Consider the following 16,319-nt stretch of genomic DNA (forward strand, 5'->3'; position numbering starts at 1 on the left):
GCCCGGCCAGTACGCTTCTATCGACCAGCGACGTACACCGGGCATGTCACGTACTGCCATCATCGCCGGGGTCGGGCCGGGACTCGGGACGTCGTTGGCCCGGAAGTTCGCTGCGGAAGGCTGTTCGGTCGGCCTGTTCGCCCGGTCTCGTGGGTACGTCGAATCGCTCGCAGACGAACTTCCGACGCCCGCCGTCGCCGCCGAAGTCGATATCACCGACCCCGAGTGGGTCGCGCGAGGATTCGAGCGCGTTCGAGACGAACTCGGTCCCGTCGAAATACTGGTCAACCACGCGAGCGGCGCGCCGTGGCACGGGCTTCAGGATTGCTCCCCGGACGAATTCGAACAGGCGTGGCGCGTCGCAGCCTACGGCGGGTTCCTTTGCTCGAAGGAGGCCCTCCCCGATATGCTGGACGATGGCGGGACGATACTGTTCACCGGGGCGACCTCGGCGGTTCGCGGTCGCGGCGGCGCGGTCGGATTCAGCGGCGCGAAGTTCGCGGTTCGAGGCCTGGCCGAGTCGATGGCCCGAGAACTCGGCCCGGAGGGAATCCACGTGGCTCACGTCGTCATCGACGGTGGAATCCGCCCGCCTGACTCGGAGGTCGATTCACCCGAAGAGTACCTCGATCCGGACGCCATCGCCGAGTCGTACTGGCATCTCGTGGAACAAGATCAGAGCGCGTGGACGCTCGAACTCGACCTGCGCCCGCACGTCGAGGAGTTCTGAGTCGATGACGGAGTAGACGACCGATAATCTGGAGAAATCGTGAAGCAGTGGTCGATTTCGATCGTATCGTGATGTTTTCGAAAGCCCCCACCTGCTCGCGGTCGCTTGGCGTGGTTTCACCGATTTGCTATCATCCGATGAAACACTGGTGTGTCGCGGTGAACGTTTATATAGGATAACGGAACCAGACTCGCTATCCAACCAAGTAAACCAGAACGCTACGATAACACCCGGTAGTTCAGCTCAGTCGTCCAGTCGCGCCAGCACTGCATCCGGGTCGTACCGCAGGGACAGGGACCGCGACCGCCCGCGTCCTTCGACGTTGGTGTAGGTCGCGTCGATAATGCCGAGCTGGTCGAGCTTGTTGATGATCTCCGAGTAGCGCGTGTAGCCGAGGTCGGTCTGGTCGTGGAACGCCTCGTACACGTCGCCCGCCTGCTCGCCGTCGTGTTCGGCGATGACGCGGACGAGCGCAACTTCGTTGTCGGAAAGCGCGTGGAGGCTGTGTGAGAGGTGAACGAACTTCGACTTCTCGTAGGCGTCCTCTACGTCCTGGAGGTTCACGGTTCGACTGGCGCGCATCTCGGCGTTGAGACCCGCCCGGCGGAGCAGGTCGATGCCGACGCGGAGGTCGCCGCTCTCGACGGTGAGTTCGGCCACGCGGTCGAGCACCTCCATGCCGATGACGCCCTCGTGGAAACCGCGTTTGACGCGCTCGCCGAGGATGTCCACGATCTCCTGGCGGTCGTACACCGGGAAGTAGACGTCTTCGGGGCGGAAAACGCTCTGAACGCGGGTGTCGAGTTCTTCGATGACGTCGAGATTGAGGTCGGACGAGACGACGATGACACCGATCTTCGCCCCGCTGTGGGCTTCGTGGGCGCGCAGGAGCGAGTAGAGGGTGTCGGACGCTTCGCCTTCGTAGAACAGGTAGTTCACGTCGTCCAGCGCGACCACGAGCACTTCGTCGTCTTCGACCAGTTTGTCCGTAATCTGGCGAAACAGCTTCTTGAACGAGATGCCACTCGACGGTGGCTCGTACTCGAAGATGCCCTCGAAGATGCGGGAGAAGATAGCGTAGCGCGTCGAATCGACCTGGCAGTTGACGCGCACGGTTCGCACGTCGGTCTGCGCCGAAAGTTCGTCGAACAGCTTCTGTACCGCGGTCGTCTTGCCAGTCCCGGGTGGACCGCGTGCCATGACGTTGAGGGGGCGCGACCCGCGAACTGCCGGGCGGAGCGCGTACTGCAGGCTCTGCATCTGGGACGCGCGGTGTTCGAACGTCTCCGGCATGTAGTCGATCTCGAAGACATGTTCCTCGCGGAACACCGATTCGTCCCACGACAACATCCCCTCGTCGGGGTCGTCTGCCATCACTTTCACCACGCTTCCCGAGGTACTTAATCCTTCGCCAGCGACAAAAGAGTCGACGAAACCGCCGCGTTGCGGACTATCGTTGCTGTATCGCGCCCTGGATGTCGTTTCTGTCCATCGACATACCGTGTTTCTCCTGGGCGTGCTCTTGGACCATGTCGATGACTTCGTTCTCGTCGTTCGCCCGGATCATGAACTCACAATCCTGTTGTGTGCATTCGAACTGATGTGCCATTGTGTTCTCCTCCCCCCCGCGTCGGGGTAGCATCGGTGACGATACGCGCGTAGGTAACGTTTCTGGCTACGATGGCTCGTGGGTGAGTGGAATTTTGGATTTTCGGTCTTTCTCTGAGGCGGATGAGTTACCATAGCGCCTGTGTTCTCGAAAGATTTCTTGGAACTAATTCTGGTACCGCGGTTGTGTTGTCCTCGAAAGCCCTCGGACGCTACGCTTGCGCGCCCCGCGTTGCGCTCCTCGGTCGCTCGTTTCGCTCGCTCCCTGCGGTGCTTACGGGGTCGTGCTTCGCGTACCCCACTCACGGTTTCACCGTTCGTACTCGGGGCGCGTCGCGCCTCGCGCGCCGCGCACCTCTCGCCCTTTCAGTCCACCGTCAGAGCACGCTCTGATGAGCCCTCGCTCGCGTTGCTCACGAGGACACCAGGGAATTGCTTGGACGGACTGGCGCGCTTTTCATAACCGAAAGATGTGGACGCTCAGCGGTAAGTCGGCCTGCCATCTCGCGAGATCGCCGCGACCGGACGTGAGCGGCGACCGGCGGGGCGAACGACTGAGGGCTTTCGAGGACACCACGACTGCGGGAACTCTCCAACCAGAAAGACGGAAAAATACCACGTGTAAGTCCGGTTTGAAAAGTCGATCCACAACGAGTTGTACTGAGACGTACTGATTTCTACTACATTGTACTGCCCAAACGAAAACACTCGACTGCCGAAATCATCGAGGCCGAATCCAGTGATTCGAACCGCTGGGACCGTTCGAGAGCGCACTTCCGCCGATTCGGCCGTGTAACAGTATCTCTCACGGAGGCAAGACTTTTTGAACTAAGCCGCGAATATCCCGTATCGTGGCGACGACGAACGAGTACATGCGGTTCTTCCCGTACGATTCGCCGTACGAGAACCAGCAGGAGGCGATGGACCGCATCTACAACGGACTGGCACGCGGGCAAGACGTGGTCTTCGAGGGCGCCTGCGGAACGGGAAAGACGCTCTCCTCGCTCGTGCCCGCGCTCGAATACGCCCGCGAGGAGGACAAGACGGTGGTCATCACGACCAACGTCCACCAGCAGATGCGCCAGTTCGTCCGGGAAGCCCGCGAGATCACTCGCAAGGAACCCCTGCGCGCCGTCGTCTTCCGGGGGAAGGGGTCGATGTGTCACATCGACGTGGACTACCAGGAGTGTCAGGTGCTCCGGGACAACACATACGAGGTTGTCGAGAAAGAGCGCGACAAGAAGGAACTCGAACAGCGCCAGAGCGAACTTCTGGAGGAGATGCAAGAGGGCGATTCGGACGCCGCGGACGCCCGGAGCGCCGTCATGGACGAACTCCAGCAGATACAGGAGGAGGTCGAGAACCTCCAGGAGCAGAACGTCTGTGAGTACTACTACAACAACCTCACCGAGGAAACGGACGAGTTCTACCAGTGGCTCTACAACGACGTGCGTACGCCCGACGACATCTACGAGTACGCCGACCAGCGCACGCTGTGTGGCTACGAACTGCTGAAAGATGGGATGGAGGGCGTCGATCTGGTCGTCTGCAACTACCACCACCTGCTTGACCCGATGATCCGCGAGCAGTTCTTCCGTTGGCTGGGCCGCGACCCGGAAGACGTCATCACCATCTTCGACGAGGCGCACAACATCGAAGGGACGGCCCGCGACCACGCCTCCCGAACCCTGACCGAGAACACCATCGACAGCGCACTGGACGAACTACAGGAGAGCGACGACTTCCGGAGCGAGTCGGGCTACAACGTGCTCGCCGCGTTCCAGCGCGCGCTCAAGACGACGTACGAGGATTCGTTCGGCTTCGGCGAGCGCGAGACGGTCAACGAGAACTGGCGCGACGTGTCGATAGCGAACGAAGACAAGCGCGACGACCTCACGCTCAACTTCCTGCAGGAGTACACCGGCAAGGGTATCGACGCCGAACTCGACGAGGCGCTGGCGCTCGGCAAGGAACTCGACCAGCAGTACGAGGAAGCGTACAAAGAGGGCAATGCGACGACGCGAAAGGAGTGCCAGACGCTACAGGCCGGACAGTTCGTCAAAACTTACATGGCCGAGGGTGCCGAACTGGGGCAGTATCCCGTCGTCGCGGTCCGACGCGACGAGGGCACGGACGAGGTGTACGGACGCGCGGAACTCTACACCTGTATCCCGCGCGAAGTGACCGAAGACCTCTTCGACGAGGTGTACGCGACGGTGTTGATGAGCGCAACGTTGCGCCCGTTCGACGTACTGGCGGACGTGCTCGGTCTCTCCGACCCGGTCACCTTGGCGTACGGCCTCCAGTTCCCCGAGGAAAATCGTCGCACCTTCGCCGTCGAGACGCCCGCGCTCTTCGCCAGCGAGCGCGGTAATCCCGAGACGCAAGAGACCATCGCGAGCGTTCTGAGCGACACCGCCAAATTCACCGCCGGGAACACGCTCGTCTTCTTCCCGAGCTACGCCGAGGCCGAACGCTACCGCGACCTCGTGCAATCCCGGATCGACGGCACGCTCTACTTCGACGAGGCGGGGACGCCCGCTGAGGAACTCCGGCAGCAGTTCACGGCGGACGACGACGGCGTCCTCTTCACCTCGCTCTGGGGAACGCTGGCGGAGGGAGTCAGCTTCGACGGCGACGACGCCAGAAGCGTCGTCGTGGTCGGCGTACCGTACCCCCATCTGGACGACCGGATGGACGCGGTACAGGACGCCTACGACAGGGTGTTTGCGAATCGCTCCGCCCGAGATTCGGGATGGGAGTACGCCGTCGAGATTCCGACGATTCGAAAGACGCGACAGGCGCTCGGGCGGGTGATCCGCTCCCCGGAGGATTTCGGCGTCCGCGTCCTCCTCGACAAACGTTACACCGCGGCCAGCGTCAGGGAGATGGGCAAGTACAGCGTCCGCGAGACGTTCCCACCGGAAGAACGCGAGGAGATGATAGACATCGAGCCGGAGAAACTCAAGTTCGCCATGCTGAACTTCTTCACCGACAAGGAAGCGTGGGACGGCAACCCGCCAAGCCCGTGAGCAAGACGAAGTGACTCGATTCGATCACGCAGGAAGCGAGATGGTCGCAGCAGGCTCTTCGTAGGTCGCGTCCCAGAGCTGGAGTCGCGTGACGTTCCACGTGATGGGGTCGATATCGCGCTCGGCGAGTTGCCGGGCAACGTCGAGGCTCCCTCCGCGCGCCAGCGTCACGTGGGGAACGTAGTCGTCGCCTTCGATACCCTCGATGCAGTCGAACTCGGCGACCAGTTCGCGGTGGAGGTCGCGTAGGCCGGGACTCTCGACGGCGAGGTAGACGACCGGGCCATCGCCCCGAGCGGGGCGTTCGAAGTAGTCGATGCCCGCGATTCGGGCTTCGAAGGCTGGCGTCCCGACGAGCGCGGTTCGAACCTGCATCTCCAGTCGGTCGTAGTTCGGGTGGTCGCCGAGTCGCTTGACGACGAGGGTATGATGGTCGCGCACGCTCTCGAACTGGTGGAGCGAGGGCTGTAAGTCGCTGGCGCGACGAGCAACTTCGCCAGGAACCGGGACGTTGAGACTGTACACTGTTCGTTTCGAGAAACCGGGCAACTATGAGAGTGACGCTTGGTTTTCGTCGTCGGTCGTTTTTGAACGGGCAAATCCGATGAATCGCCACTCTTCGGCCTTCATACTAACTATCACGCTCCAATCCGAGTTAGATATCGAAGATCCGTCCAACGGTGGCTGATTGACCGTGATGCTTCCATCTGCTGTAAGCCGTCCATTAGCTTCGCCGACACGCTGAACGGAGATATACGCGACATCCCCTGACTTGAGCGATTTCGGGAGTGGGATCCTCCCCGGTGCGGCGTCTGAATCGTTCGCCAAGGTGTAGGTAACGTTCGTTCCGGCGGGAACAACCGCACCGCCTTCGTGTTCGATGGCGATGACACCGGATTCAAAATGTACGGTGATCTGTGGCGCGTTATTGGCCCAATCCGGTTTCATCGGTGGGAACGCAGTCTCGAAAAACCGATGGGAAAAATCGACTGTAACAGACCTGCTACCAGTCGTCTGAAGCACTCCAGAGAGTTCGTGGATGAATCCCCGTTCGTCCACGAATAGTGTCGCAGAAAGGGATTTCACACCAGAGAGGTCTGTGTGGGTACTTGCTCTGTAGCGATACAACCTCGTCCCGTTGCGAACCGTCGTCCCGTTCCACGTAAAGTCAGAACTCGAAAGAATCCGTTTTATCCGGGTTTCGTTCTCGACTTTCTCTCGGATCTCATCCATGTAATCGTACGCGGAATGATATCGCCCGTCCTTTTCTGGTGGGACGTACCATATCGTAGTGTTGTTTGTAGTGTAGCCCTCGTACGAACCGACCCTGCCGATATGTCCCCGCTGCGTGGCTCGAATACGTCCGTCTCCGACGTGTGCGACGAGGGTCGAGTTCGACCACTCCAGCGGGCTAGCGCTATGGTTCGGTCGGATACGAACTTCCTTCCGATAGTTCATTTCTGCGAGTATGGATTCGTGGGCGGAGAGCAGTCGTTCCGAATCGAATATCCACTCCGTGTTCGCGCCGGGAGGCGGATTCGGTGTCGGTTGGGAGGTCGTTTCCGGTTCCGGTGACTGTTCCAACCATGGAAGGTAGTCGGCACAGCCTGCGGAGACGACGAGGAAGGCGAATAGAAGAGCGGGGAGTCGTCGCATACGATAGAATCCTGTCGAGAGACGATAAATTCTACCCTATCACGAACGAATCGCTGGCAACCCTTGCCGCGCCGAAAGGCTTTATATCTCCCACGCCGGAATGATTCGCTAATGTCGCGGACTCGCGCTCCCAGGGTCGCCCCTACCATGAGCGCCGAGTCCGTCTCTTTCTCCCCGCGACGACGACCGGGGCCTTTCTAGCCCCACTAATTCCAATTCCACAGCGACATCCTGTTCGTTCAATGCGGCCTCACATGATACCAACTGGCCTGTAGTCTATTCTCCGTTTTTATTTCTAAAATTTCTGAGAAGAATTTAAGTATATGGAGCTACTGGGGATGTGTACATGAAAACCGTTGCACTCGCCTTCTCGGGCGGTCTCGACACGACAGTATGCGTCCCGCTCCTCGAAGAGGAGTACGACTACGACGAAGTCATCGGCGTCACGGTCGACGTCGGCCAACCGGAAGAGGAGTTCGCGGAAGCGGAGGAAACGGCGGAAGCACTGAATCTCGAGCACTACGTGGTGGACGCCAAGGACGCGTTCGCTGAACAGTGTCTCAACGCGGTGAAGGCCAACGCGTCGTACCAGGGCTACCCCCTCGGAACCGCGCTCGCCCGCCCGGTCATCGCCGAAGCGATCCTGGACGTGGCGAAGCAGAACGACTGCGACGCCCTCGCGCACGGCTGTACCGGAAAGGGCAACGACCAACTACGCTTCGAAGCGGTCTGGCGCGCGTCCAACCTCGACGTGGTCGCCCCCGTGCGCGAACTCGGCCTGACCCGCGAGTGGGAGATGGAGTACGCCGACGAACACGACCTGCCCGTCGAGGGCGGTAACGAAGGCGTCTGGAGCATCGACACGAACCTCTGGAGTCGCTCCGTCGAGGGCGGCGATCTGGAAGACCCCGGCTACGTCCCGCCGGAGGATATCTACGAGTGGACGAGCGCGCCGGGCGCGGAAACCGAGTTCGTCGAGATAGAATTCGAGGCCGGCAAACCGGTCGCCATCGACGGCGAATCGGTCGGAGCGGTCGAACTCATCGAGAAGCTGAACGACCTCGCAGGAAAGCACGGCGTCGGGCGCAGCGACCTCATGGAAGACCGCATGCTCGGGCTGAAGGTGCGCGAGAACTACGAGCACCCGGCAGCGACGACGCTCCTCAACGCCCACCAGGCCCTCGAAGGGCTGGTGCTGACGAAAGAGGAGCGTTCGTTCAAGACGCAGATCGACCAGCAGTGGGCGGAGAAAGCCTACGAGGGACTGCTCTCCGCACCCCTCGTTGACGCGCTCGATGGCTTCATCGACACCACCCAGGAGAAGGTGACGGGAACGGTGACGATCAAGTTCGAAGGCGGACAGGCACGCCCGGTCGGCCGCGAGAGCGACCACGCCGTCTACTCCGAGGACGCTGCCTCGTTCAACACCGAAACGGTCGGCGACATCGAGCAGGCTGACGCGACCGGGGTGGCGAAGTACCACGGATTCCAGGCACGTCTCGCAAGCGATGACTGACGGGGAACGGACGAACGGCGACGTCGTTCGCGGCGACCGCTTCAGCGGCGGCCCCGCCCGTGAGTTCCTCTCGTCGCTCGCGGCTGACGAGCGCATCTTCACCGCCGACCTCGCGGTCGACCGCGCTCACGTCGTGATGCTCGTGGAACAGGGTATCATCGGCGACGAGACGGCAGGCGAGATCCTCACCGCGCTAAACGTCGTCGAAGTCGATGGTCACGATTCGCTCCCCGATGGCGAAGACGTTCACGCCGCCATCGAGACCGCGGTGGTCGAACAGGTCGGCCCGGACGGCGGAAAGATGCACACCGCCCGCAGCAGAAACGACGAGGTGGCGACCTGCATCCGCTACCGTCTCCGCGAGGACGTACTCGCTACGCTCGACGCGACGCTCGCACTCCGGACGGCGCTTCTCGATACAGCAGAGGCACACGCGGAGACGGTGATGCCGGGGTACACCCACCTCCAGCCAGCCCAGCCCACGACGGTCGGACACTTCCTTCTGTCCTACGAGCAGGCGATCGAACGCGACACGGCCCGTCTGCTGGACGCCTACGAGCGCGTGAACCAGTGTCCCCTCGGCGCGGCGGCGTTCGCGGGGACGCCCTTCGACGTGAACCGCGAGCGCGTCGCGGAACTGCTCGGTTTCGACGATGTACTGACCAATTCGATGGACGCCGTCTCAACCCGCGATTTCCTCGTGGAGACGGTCGCCGCGCTGTCGAACCTCGCCACGACCGTCTCGGGATTGGCGGAAGACCTCGTCGTCTACTCGAATCGCGGCTTCGTGGAACTCTCGGACGACTACTCTTCGACATCGTCTATCATGCCCCAGAAGAAGAACCCAGACACCCTGGAGCTGGTTCGCGCGGTCGCGGGTGACGCCCACGCCGGATTGTCGGGCCTCCTCTCGACCCTAAAGGGACTTCCGCGCGCGTACAACCGCGACCTTCAGCGCGCGACCCCGCACGCGTGGGAGGCGATCGACGCCGTAACCGACGGGGTCGAGGTCGCTGCAGGTGCAGTGGCGACCGCGACCTGGGACAAGGGTCTCCTCGCCGAGGCGTCCGCAGAGGGCTTCTCGACCGCGACCGGTGTCGCCGACCTGCTGGCGATGTGTGGCGTCCCGTTCCGCACGGCACACGAGACGGTCGCAAAAGCGGGCGAAGCGAACTACGACGCGCTCGATTCGGCAGCGAAGGAGGTGCTCGGCGACTCGCTCATCGAGTTCGTCCCTCGCGAAGAAGTCGAATCGGCACTTGACCCCGAGACGAGCGTCGTCATGCGCGATTCGCGCGGCGGTCCAGCTTCCAACGCGATGGACGAGCAGTTGAGCGATGCAGAGGCGACGCTCGTCGTCGACGAGGAAGCGGTGGCCGAACTGGTCGAATCGCTCGATACCGCGGACGAGATGCTTCAGATGGAGGTAAACGACTATGCCTGAACTACCGCGACCCCCTCGTGGGGCTACTACTTGATCACTGAACTTCGAATCGCAGTATCCGCCTCTTGACGCGCTTAGACGAAGGTATAGGGTTTTCTTTCATTATTAAATACGATGGATTTAAGTCCGATGGGGCGATAGAGGTGAGTACGATGGTAGAATGCATTGAGTGCGGGGCCGACGTGACCCTGCACGACGATCTGGAAACGGGAGAGATAGTCGATTGCCCCACCTGCGGTGTGGAACTGGAAGTCATCGACGTCAACCCGCCAGTCCTCGAGCGAGCGCCGGAGCTCGAAGAGGACTGGGGGGAGTAAATTGCACGTCACAGAATCTTCAATTCAGTTGGCTCACGCGACCCGGAGGTGGTTCGCGTGAACGTCGGACTGCTCTACTCCCGGATCCGGAAAGACGAAAAGCTCCTGCTCGCCGAGTTACGCGACCGCGGGCACGAAGTGACCAAGATCGACGTTCGTAAACAGACGTTCGACCTGTCGGACGTGCCGGACACCTTCGCAGACCTCGACCTCGTGCTCGACCGCTGTCTGGCGACGAGTCGGAGCCTGTACGCCACGCAGTTCTTCGAGGCGTACGGGGTGTCCGTCATCAACGACCCCCAGACCGCGGACGTGTGCGCGGACAAGGTGAAGACGAGCCTCACGCTCTCGGGTGCGGGAGTGCCCACGCCCGCGACGAAGGTCGCGTTTACCACCGATAGCGCCCTCGAAGCGATCGAGTCCTTCGGTTACCCCTGCGTGCTCAAACCCGTCGTCGGGTCGTGGGGTCGCCTCATGGCGAAGATCGACTCGCGCAGTGCGGCGGAAGCCATACTGGAGCACAAAGCGACGCTCGGCCACTACGAGCACAAGGTGTTCTACGTCCAGGAGTTCGTCGCGAAGCCGGAACGCGACATCCGCGTGCTGGCGCTAGACGGAAAACCGATCGCAGGAATGGCCCGTCACTCCGACCACTGGCTGACGAACGCTGCGAAAGGAGCCGAGACGAGCGCGTTCGAACTCGACGACGAAGCCGAGAAACTGGTCGAGCAAGCCAGTGACGCGGTCGGTGACGGTCTGCTCGGCGTCGACCTGATGGAGACTGAGTCGGGCTACACCGTCCACGAGGTCAACCACACCGTCGAGTTCAAAGCCCTGAACGAGGCGGTCGACGTGGACGTTCCCGCCAAGGTCGTGGATTGGCTCGAAACGAAGGTTCCGCGGGAGGTGATCGCCTGATGGCCGCCGCGACCGACGAGCAGACGGAGACGACCGCCAAGACGCTCTCGGCGACCGTGATCGGGGCCAGCGGTTTCACCGGCGGCGAACTCCTCCGCCTACTCTACGGCCACCCGAACTTCGAAGTGGCCCAGGTGACGAGCAGGGAGTACGAGAACAAGACCGTCGGGTCGGTACATCCCAACCTTCGCGGGTCGGGGCTGCGCTTTTCCGACCCCGGCGACCTCGAATCGGTGGACGTGCTGTTCGCCGCGACCCCCCACGGTGTGTCGATGGAGCACATCGACGAGTTCACTGACGCCGCCGAGTGCGTGGTCGACCTGAGCGCCGATTTCCGCCTCGAAAGCGAGGCTGAGTACGACGAGTGGTACGACGGCCACGCCTGTCCAGAATACCTCGACGAAGCCGTCTACGCCCTGCCGGAACTGTTCCGCGAGGAACTGGCAGGTGCAGAACTCATCGCGGTGGGTGGCTGTAACGCCACCGCGACACTCCTCGGACTCTATCCCCTGTTCGACGCCGGAATCCTCGACGGCGACGAGCAGATCGTCGTGGACGTGAAAGTCGGCTCCTCCGAGGGAGGGGCGACCCCGAGTAAGGCGTCGAGTCACGTCGAACGCTCGGGGATCGTCCGCCCCTACGCACCGACCGGCCACCGCCACGAGGCGGAGATCGAAGCCATCCTCGACACGAGCGTCTCCTTCACCGCCCACGCCGTGGACATGGTTCGCGGTGCATCCGCCACGGGCCATGTCTTCCCCAAGTCGCCCGTCTCGAAGGGCGACCTCTGGCAGACCTACCGGGGAGCCTACGAAGACGAACCGTTCGTCCGCCTCGTCGCGGGCGGGAGTGGCGTCTACCGCTACCCCGAACCGAAGACAGTCGCCGGAACGAACAACGCCGAAGTCGGCTTCGAACTCGATCCCCAAAATAAGCGCGTCGTCGTCTTCAGCGCCATCGACAACCTGATGAAGGGGTCGGCGGGGCAAGCGGTCCACGCCGCGAACGTCGCGCTGGGATTCGAGGAGACAGCCGGACTGGAGTTTCAGGGGTTACACCCCGTGGGAACACCATGAACGAACGCTACACCCACGACGAACTGCTCGCTGCACACGACCAACTCGTCGACAACGACAACGGCGATGCCACCGACACCAGCAACGCCACGGGCGGAGACGAACTTCGTACCGACGGCGGCATCGTCGAAGACGAAACCGCCCCGGTCGTCGTCAAGATCGGCGGCGCACGCGCTGTGAATCCCGAAGGTGCGCTCGGAGACATCGCCCACCTGACCGCAAACGGTCAGGACGTGGTGGTCGTCCACGGCGGTTCGACCGCCGTGGACGACACGCTCGAAGCACTGGGCGAGGAACCCGAGTACGTCGAATCGACCAGCGGTGTGATGGGTCGGTTCACCGACGAGCGGGCGATGGAGGTGTTCGAGATGGTCATGCCCGGCAAACTCAACACCGACCTGACCGCCGATTTGCAGGCAGAAGGCGTCCGTGCGGTCGGTCTCTCGGGTGTCGATGGCGCACTCCTGACCGGCCCCAGGAAATCGGCTGTCAGGGTGGTCGAAGACGGGAAGAAGAAGATCCGTCGCGGCGACCACTCCGGAAAGATAGAAACCGTGAACGCCTCGCTCCTCGAAACGCTCCTCGGTGAGGGTTACACGCCGGTCGTGACGGTTCCTATGCTGGCCGACGACGGAACGCCCGTCAACGCCGACGCCGACCGCGCAGCAGCGGCTATCGCTGGTGCACTCGGTGGCGAACTCGTCGTGCTGACCGACGTGCCCGGCCTCCTCGAAGACCCGGAGGACGAAGCGACGCTCATCGATCAAGTCGGCAGTCCCGACGAGTTAGCGACCGCGAAGGACGCCGCTGAGGGGTTCATGACGAAGAAAGTCATGGCCGCGACGGAAGCACTCGAAAGCGGTGCAGCATCGGTCGTCGTCTCCGACGCGAACGTCCGCGACCCCATCACTGCGGCGCGTAACGGGCACGGAACGCACTTTGCACCGAACTCTGTGGGGGTGTCGTCGTGACCGGATTCGTCTACTCCGAGAAACCGATCCACATCGAGCGCGGCGAGGGGCCGTATCTGTACGCCGACGACGGCACGGCCTACCTCGATTTCGGCGCGAGTTACGCGGTCACGCCGGTCGGCCACTGTCACCCCGAAGTCGTCTCGGCGGTGCAGGAACAGGCCGCGGAACTGCTGTTCGTCCAGGGGTCGTACCCGACTCCGTCCCGCGATGCGCTGTACGAGAAGCTGGCGACGGTCGCGCCGGATGGCCTCGAAAACGTCTGGCTCTGTAACTCCGGAACCGAGGCGAACGAGGCGGCATTGAAGTTCGCACGGAGCGCGACCGAGAACTCGAAGATCGTCGCTGCGAAGCGCGGCTTCCACGGACGCACCATGGGGTCGCTCTCGGTGACGTGGAAATCGAAGTTCCGCAGTCCGTACGAACCGCTCGTGGAGGACGTGGAGTTCGTCACCTACGGCGACGAAGAGGAACTGGCCGAAGTCGTCGACGACGAAACTGCCGCCGTCATCCTCGAACCGATACAGGGTGAAGGCGGGGTCAACCCGGCGACCGCGAGCTATCTCCAGACGGCACGCGATCTGACGGAGGACGCCGGGGCCGCACTCGTCTTCGACGAGATCCAGACCGGACTCGGTCGGACGGGGGCGCTCTGGGCGTGCGAACACGCAGGCGTCGTGCCGGACGTGCTCACGACCGCGAAGGGACTGGCGAGTGGCCTTCCCATCGGAACGGCGCTCTGTGCTGACTGGATCGCCGAAGGTGCGGGTTCGCATGGCTCGACGTTCAGCGGGAGTCCGGTCGTCTGTGCCGCCGCCGATGCGACGCTCTCGACCATCGTGGACGAGAACCTCCCGGCCCACGCCGCCGAGATGGGCGAGTACCTCCAGTCCGAACTCGCCGACGCCGACCTCCCCGTGCGCGATATCCGCGGCACGGGACTGATGGTCGGTATCGAGGTGAAACGCGGCGCGAATCGCGTGCTGAAGGAACTCGCGCTCTCGCATCAGGTTCTCGCGCTTCCGGCGGGACGGAGTGTGTTGCGCCTGCTGCCACCGCTCACTATCGAAACGGAGCACGTCGATACTGCCGTCACCGCCCTCAGCGACGTGCTCGGAGGTGAGTCGTGACCACGACGACAACGGTGGTTTCCCAGACAACGTCCCACGACCTGTTGGTCGAACTGGTCGAGATTCCGTCCGTGTCGGGAGACGAAGCCGACTGCGCCGAACGCCTCGCGTCGTTCTTCGAGGAACAGGACAGAGAGGTGTGGATAGACGAAGTCGGCAACGTCCGCGCCCCCGGAAACGGAATCCTGCTTACCTCCCACATCGACACCGTGTCGGGGGACATCCCGGTCGAACTGGACGACGGCGTCCTCTGGGGCCGTGGAAGCGTCGATGCGAAAGGGCCACTCTCGGCGATGGCGGTCGCGGCAGTGGAGACCGGCGCGAGTTTCGTCGGCGTCGTCGGCGAGGAGACCGATTCGCGGGGTGCGCGCCACCTCGTGACCGACCGCCAGGAACCCGCCTTCGTCGTCAACGGCGAACCGAGTGGCTGGGAAGGGCTGACGCTCGGTTATCGTGGCTTCCAGCCCGGAACCTACTCGGCCACGGTGGACTCACAGCATACCTCTCGCCCGGAACCGAACGCCATCCAGCACGCAGTCGGGTGGCTGTCGCGGGTCGAGGCGGCCTTCGAATCGGACACCTCGACGGTCGAATCGGTGACGGCCAAACCGGTCGAGTTCACGGGCGGCGTTACGGCAGACGGATTGGCCACCGAGGCTGAAGTCGCTGTCGAGTTCCGGGTGCCACCCGGCAAGACACCTGCCGAGGTTCGGTCGGTGGCCGAAGCCGAACTCGACGCAGGGAGCGTGTCGTGGGACGAGCCGATCCCCCCGACGATGGCCAGTCCGAGAACCGAACTGGCGAGAGCATTCCGGGTCGCGGTTCGGAGCGAAGGCGGCGACCCGCGTTTGCTCCGCAAGACGGGAACGAGCGACGCGAACCTCTACGCAGAGGCGTGGGACTGTCCGGTCGTGACCTACGGCCCGGGCGACTCGTCGCTCGACCACACGCCCGACGAACATCTCGAACTGAGCGAGTTCGACCGGTCGATAGCGGTTCTTACCGAGGTCTGCAAATCGCTGGAGGGGAAGCTATGACGCGCCACTTCCTCGACGTGGACGACCTCACGCCGGGCGAGTTGGCCGAAGTGCTGGCGGTCGCAGGGGAGTTCAAATCGGATGGGTCGCCCGCCGCGCTCGCCGGACAGACGCTCGCCATGCTGTTCGAGAAGCCGAGCACGCGCACCCGCATCTCGTTCGAGACGGGGATGACGCAACTCGGCGGTCACGCCGTCTTCCTCGGCCCGGACGACACCCAACTCGACAGGGGTGAACCCGTCTCGGACACGGCGCGGGTTCTCTCTCGCTACGTCGATTCCGTCGTCGCGCGCGTCTTCGACCACGACTGTCTGGTCGAGATGGCCGACCACGCGACGGTGCCAGTCGTCAACGGACTCTCCGATACGGCACACCCCTGTCAGGCGCTCGCCGACCTGCTCACCATCCACGAGCAGTTCGACGGGTTCGAAGACGTGTCGGTCGCCTGGGTCGGCGACGGGAACAACGTCCTCAGTTCCTTCGCCATCGCCGCCACGATGGTCGGACTCGACCTGACGATCGCCACCCCCGAGGGGTACGAACCTTCGGATGGGGTGCTCGCGCGGGCGAGTGAACACGGTTCTGCGCCCACGCTCACGCACGACCCCACCGAAGCAGTCGCCGACGCGGACGTCGTTTACACAGACGTCTGGGTAAGTATGGGCGAAGAGGAATCGCGTGACGAGAAACTGGCCGATTTCGACGGTTTCCAGTTGAATTCGGCGTTGCTCCCCGACTCGCTTCCCGTCATGCACTGTCTGCCCGCCCATCGCGGAGAAGAGATCACGGCGGCGGTGCTCGAAAGCGACCGCTCGCTCTCGTGGGAGCAGGCCGAGAACCGGCTTCACACGCAGAAGGCACTGCTGACGTTTCTCGACTGAAAA

The 16,319-nt window shown here is 62.8% G+C and carries 15 protein-coding genes; 11 read left to right on the forward strand and 4 right to left on the reverse strand.

Annotated elements, in window-relative coordinates; all coding sequences use genetic code 11:
• The first annotated feature begins 43 nt into the window (after window positions 1–43).
• Window positions 44–730 (forward strand): SDR family NAD(P)-dependent oxidoreductase, encoded by a 687-nt coding sequence (locus tag ACR3FE_RS15895; protein ID WP_458208272.1) that lies wholly within the window; start codon window positions 44–46, stop codon window positions 728–730.
• Window positions 731–973: 243 nt separating this feature from the next.
• Here the strand turns inward: ACR3FE_RS15895 and ACR3FE_RS15900 are convergent, their stop codons facing one another.
• Together ACR3FE_RS15900 and ACR3FE_RS15905 are read right to left on the reverse strand one after the other, a co-directional pair.
• Window positions 974–2,104, reverse strand: a complete 1,131-nt coding sequence (locus ACR3FE_RS15900; RefSeq protein WP_458208273.1) for an ORC1-type DNA replication protein — start codon at window positions 2,102–2,104, stop codon at window positions 974–976.
• A 76-nt stretch (window positions 2,105–2,180) separates the two neighbouring features.
• Complete coding sequence (locus tag ACR3FE_RS15905) at window positions 2,181–2,339, reverse strand: DUF1059 domain-containing protein (RefSeq protein ID WP_458185714.1); 159 nt, start codon at window positions 2,337–2,339, stop codon at window positions 2,181–2,183.
• A gap of 871 nt (window positions 2,340–3,210) precedes the next feature.
• Here ACR3FE_RS15905 and ACR3FE_RS15910 point away from each other — a divergent pair.
• Complete coding sequence (locus ACR3FE_RS15910; RefSeq protein WP_458208524.1) at window positions 3,211–5,370, forward strand: ATP-dependent DNA helicase; 2,160 nt, start codon at window positions 3,211–3,213, stop codon at window positions 5,368–5,370.
• A 24-nt stretch (window positions 5,371–5,394) separates the two neighbouring features.
• Here the strand turns inward: ACR3FE_RS15910 and ACR3FE_RS15915 are convergent, their stop codons facing one another.
• Window positions 5,395–5,895 carry a 2'-5' RNA ligase family protein gene (locus ACR3FE_RS15915; protein WP_458208274.1) on the reverse strand — a complete coding sequence of 167 codons (501 nt, stop codon included), beginning with the start codon at window positions 5,893–5,895 and terminating at the stop codon, window positions 5,395–5,397.
• A gap of 24 nt (window positions 5,896–5,919) precedes the next feature.
• A complete protein-coding gene (locus tag ACR3FE_RS15920; protein WP_458208275.1) occupies window positions 5,920–7,026 on the reverse strand; it encodes a hypothetical protein in 1,107 nt (368 codons plus the stop codon).
• A 346-nt stretch (window positions 7,027–7,372) separates the two neighbouring features.
• On the opposite strand from ACR3FE_RS15920, the gene ACR3FE_RS15925 reads away from it, so the two are divergent.
• The 9 genes from ACR3FE_RS15925 to argF all read left to right on the forward strand — a co-directional run bounded on the left by ACR3FE_RS15925 (window position 7,373) and on the right by argF (window position 16,316).
• Window positions 7,373–8,542, forward strand: coding sequence for an argininosuccinate synthase (locus ACR3FE_RS15925; RefSeq protein ID WP_458208276.1), 1,170 nt, complete (start codon window positions 7,373–7,375; stop codon window positions 8,540–8,542).
• Window positions 8,535–9,986 (forward strand): argininosuccinate lyase, encoded by a 1,452-nt coding sequence (gene argH / locus ACR3FE_RS15930; protein ID WP_458208277.1) that lies wholly within the window; start codon window positions 8,535–8,537, stop codon window positions 9,984–9,986. Before ACR3FE_RS15925 ends, argH begins: the two co-directional genes overlap by 8 nt.
• A 152-nt stretch (window positions 9,987–10,138) precedes the next feature.
• On the forward strand, window positions 10,139–10,303 hold the full coding sequence (lysW, locus tag ACR3FE_RS15935) for a lysine biosynthesis protein LysW (RefSeq protein ID WP_458208278.1): 165 nt from the start codon (window positions 10,139–10,141) through the stop codon (window positions 10,301–10,303).
• 57 nt (window positions 10,304–10,360) lie between these two features.
• A complete protein-coding gene (gene lysX, locus ACR3FE_RS15940) occupies window positions 10,361–11,221 on the forward strand; it encodes a lysine biosynthesis protein LysX (RefSeq protein ID WP_458208525.1) in 861 nt (286 codons plus the stop codon).
• A complete protein-coding gene (gene argC, locus ACR3FE_RS15945; RefSeq protein WP_458208279.1) occupies window positions 11,221–12,297 on the forward strand; it encodes an N-acetyl-gamma-glutamyl-phosphate reductase in 1,077 nt (358 codons plus the stop codon). Before lysX ends, argC begins: the two co-directional genes overlap by 1 nt.
• Window positions 12,294–13,268, forward strand: a complete 975-nt coding sequence (locus ACR3FE_RS15950; protein WP_458208280.1) for an acetylglutamate/acetylaminoadipate kinase — start codon at window positions 12,294–12,296, stop codon at window positions 13,266–13,268. The genes argC and ACR3FE_RS15950 overlap by 4 nt, the downstream gene beginning before the upstream one ends.
• The gene (locus ACR3FE_RS15955) at window positions 13,265–14,398 is read left to right on the forward strand and encodes an aspartate aminotransferase family protein (RefSeq protein WP_458208281.1); all 1,134 of its coding nucleotides are present in this window, start codon (window positions 13,265–13,267) and stop codon (window positions 14,396–14,398) included. Before ACR3FE_RS15950 ends, ACR3FE_RS15955 begins: the two co-directional genes overlap by 4 nt.
• Entirely contained in the window at window positions 14,395–15,435 is a 1,041-nt protein-coding gene (locus tag ACR3FE_RS15960) for a [LysW]-lysine hydrolase (RefSeq protein ID WP_458208282.1), read from the forward strand. Before ACR3FE_RS15955 ends, ACR3FE_RS15960 begins: the two co-directional genes overlap by 4 nt.
• Window positions 15,432–16,316 (forward strand): ornithine carbamoyltransferase, encoded by an 885-nt coding sequence (gene argF, locus ACR3FE_RS15965; RefSeq protein ID WP_458208283.1) that lies wholly within the window; start codon window positions 15,432–15,434, stop codon window positions 16,314–16,316. The genes ACR3FE_RS15960 and argF overlap by 4 nt, the downstream gene beginning before the upstream one ends.
• Window positions 16,317–16,319 lie beyond the last annotated feature (3 nt).

The sequence above is a fragment of the Haladaptatus rarus genome, from assembly GCF_054177585.1.

Bases quoted from the DNA above. Each gene is read 5' to 3' on its own strand.
- ACR3FE_RS15950 (WP_458208280.1), top strand. From the start codon at position 12,294: ATGAACGAACGCTACACCCACGACGAACTGCTCGCTGCACACGACCAA.
- argH (WP_458208277.1), top strand. From the start codon at position 8,535: ATGACTGACGGGGAACGGACGAACGGCGACGTCGTTCGCGGCGACCGC.
- ACR3FE_RS15905 (WP_458185714.1), bottom strand. From the start codon at position 2,339: ATGGCACATCAGTTCGAATGCACACAACAGGATTGTGAGTTCATGATC.
- ACR3FE_RS15895 (WP_458208272.1), top strand. From the start codon at position 44: ATGTCACGTACTGCCATCATCGCCGGGGTCGGGCCGGGACTCGGGACG.
- ACR3FE_RS15920 (WP_458208275.1), bottom strand. From the start codon at position 7,026: ATGCGACGACTCCCCGCTCTTCTATTCGCCTTCCTCGTCGTCTCCGCA.
- ACR3FE_RS15900 (WP_458208273.1), bottom strand. From the start codon at position 2,104: ATGGCAGACGACCCCGACGAGGGGATGTTGTCGTGGGACGAATCGGTG.
- ACR3FE_RS15910 (WP_458208524.1), top strand. From the start codon at position 3,211: ATGCGGTTCTTCCCGTACGATTCGCCGTACGAGAACCAGCAGGAGGCG.
- argC (WP_458208279.1), top strand. From the start codon at position 11,221: ATGGCCGCCGCGACCGACGAGCAGACGGAGACGACCGCCAAGACGCTC.
- argF (WP_458208283.1), top strand. From the start codon at position 15,432: ATGACGCGCCACTTCCTCGACGTGGACGACCTCACGCCGGGCGAGTTG.
- lysW (WP_458208278.1), top strand. From the start codon at position 10,139: ATGGTAGAATGCATTGAGTGCGGGGCCGACGTGACCCTGCACGACGAT.
- ACR3FE_RS15925 (WP_458208276.1), top strand. From the start codon at position 7,373: ATGAAAACCGTTGCACTCGCCTTCTCGGGCGGTCTCGACACGACAGTA.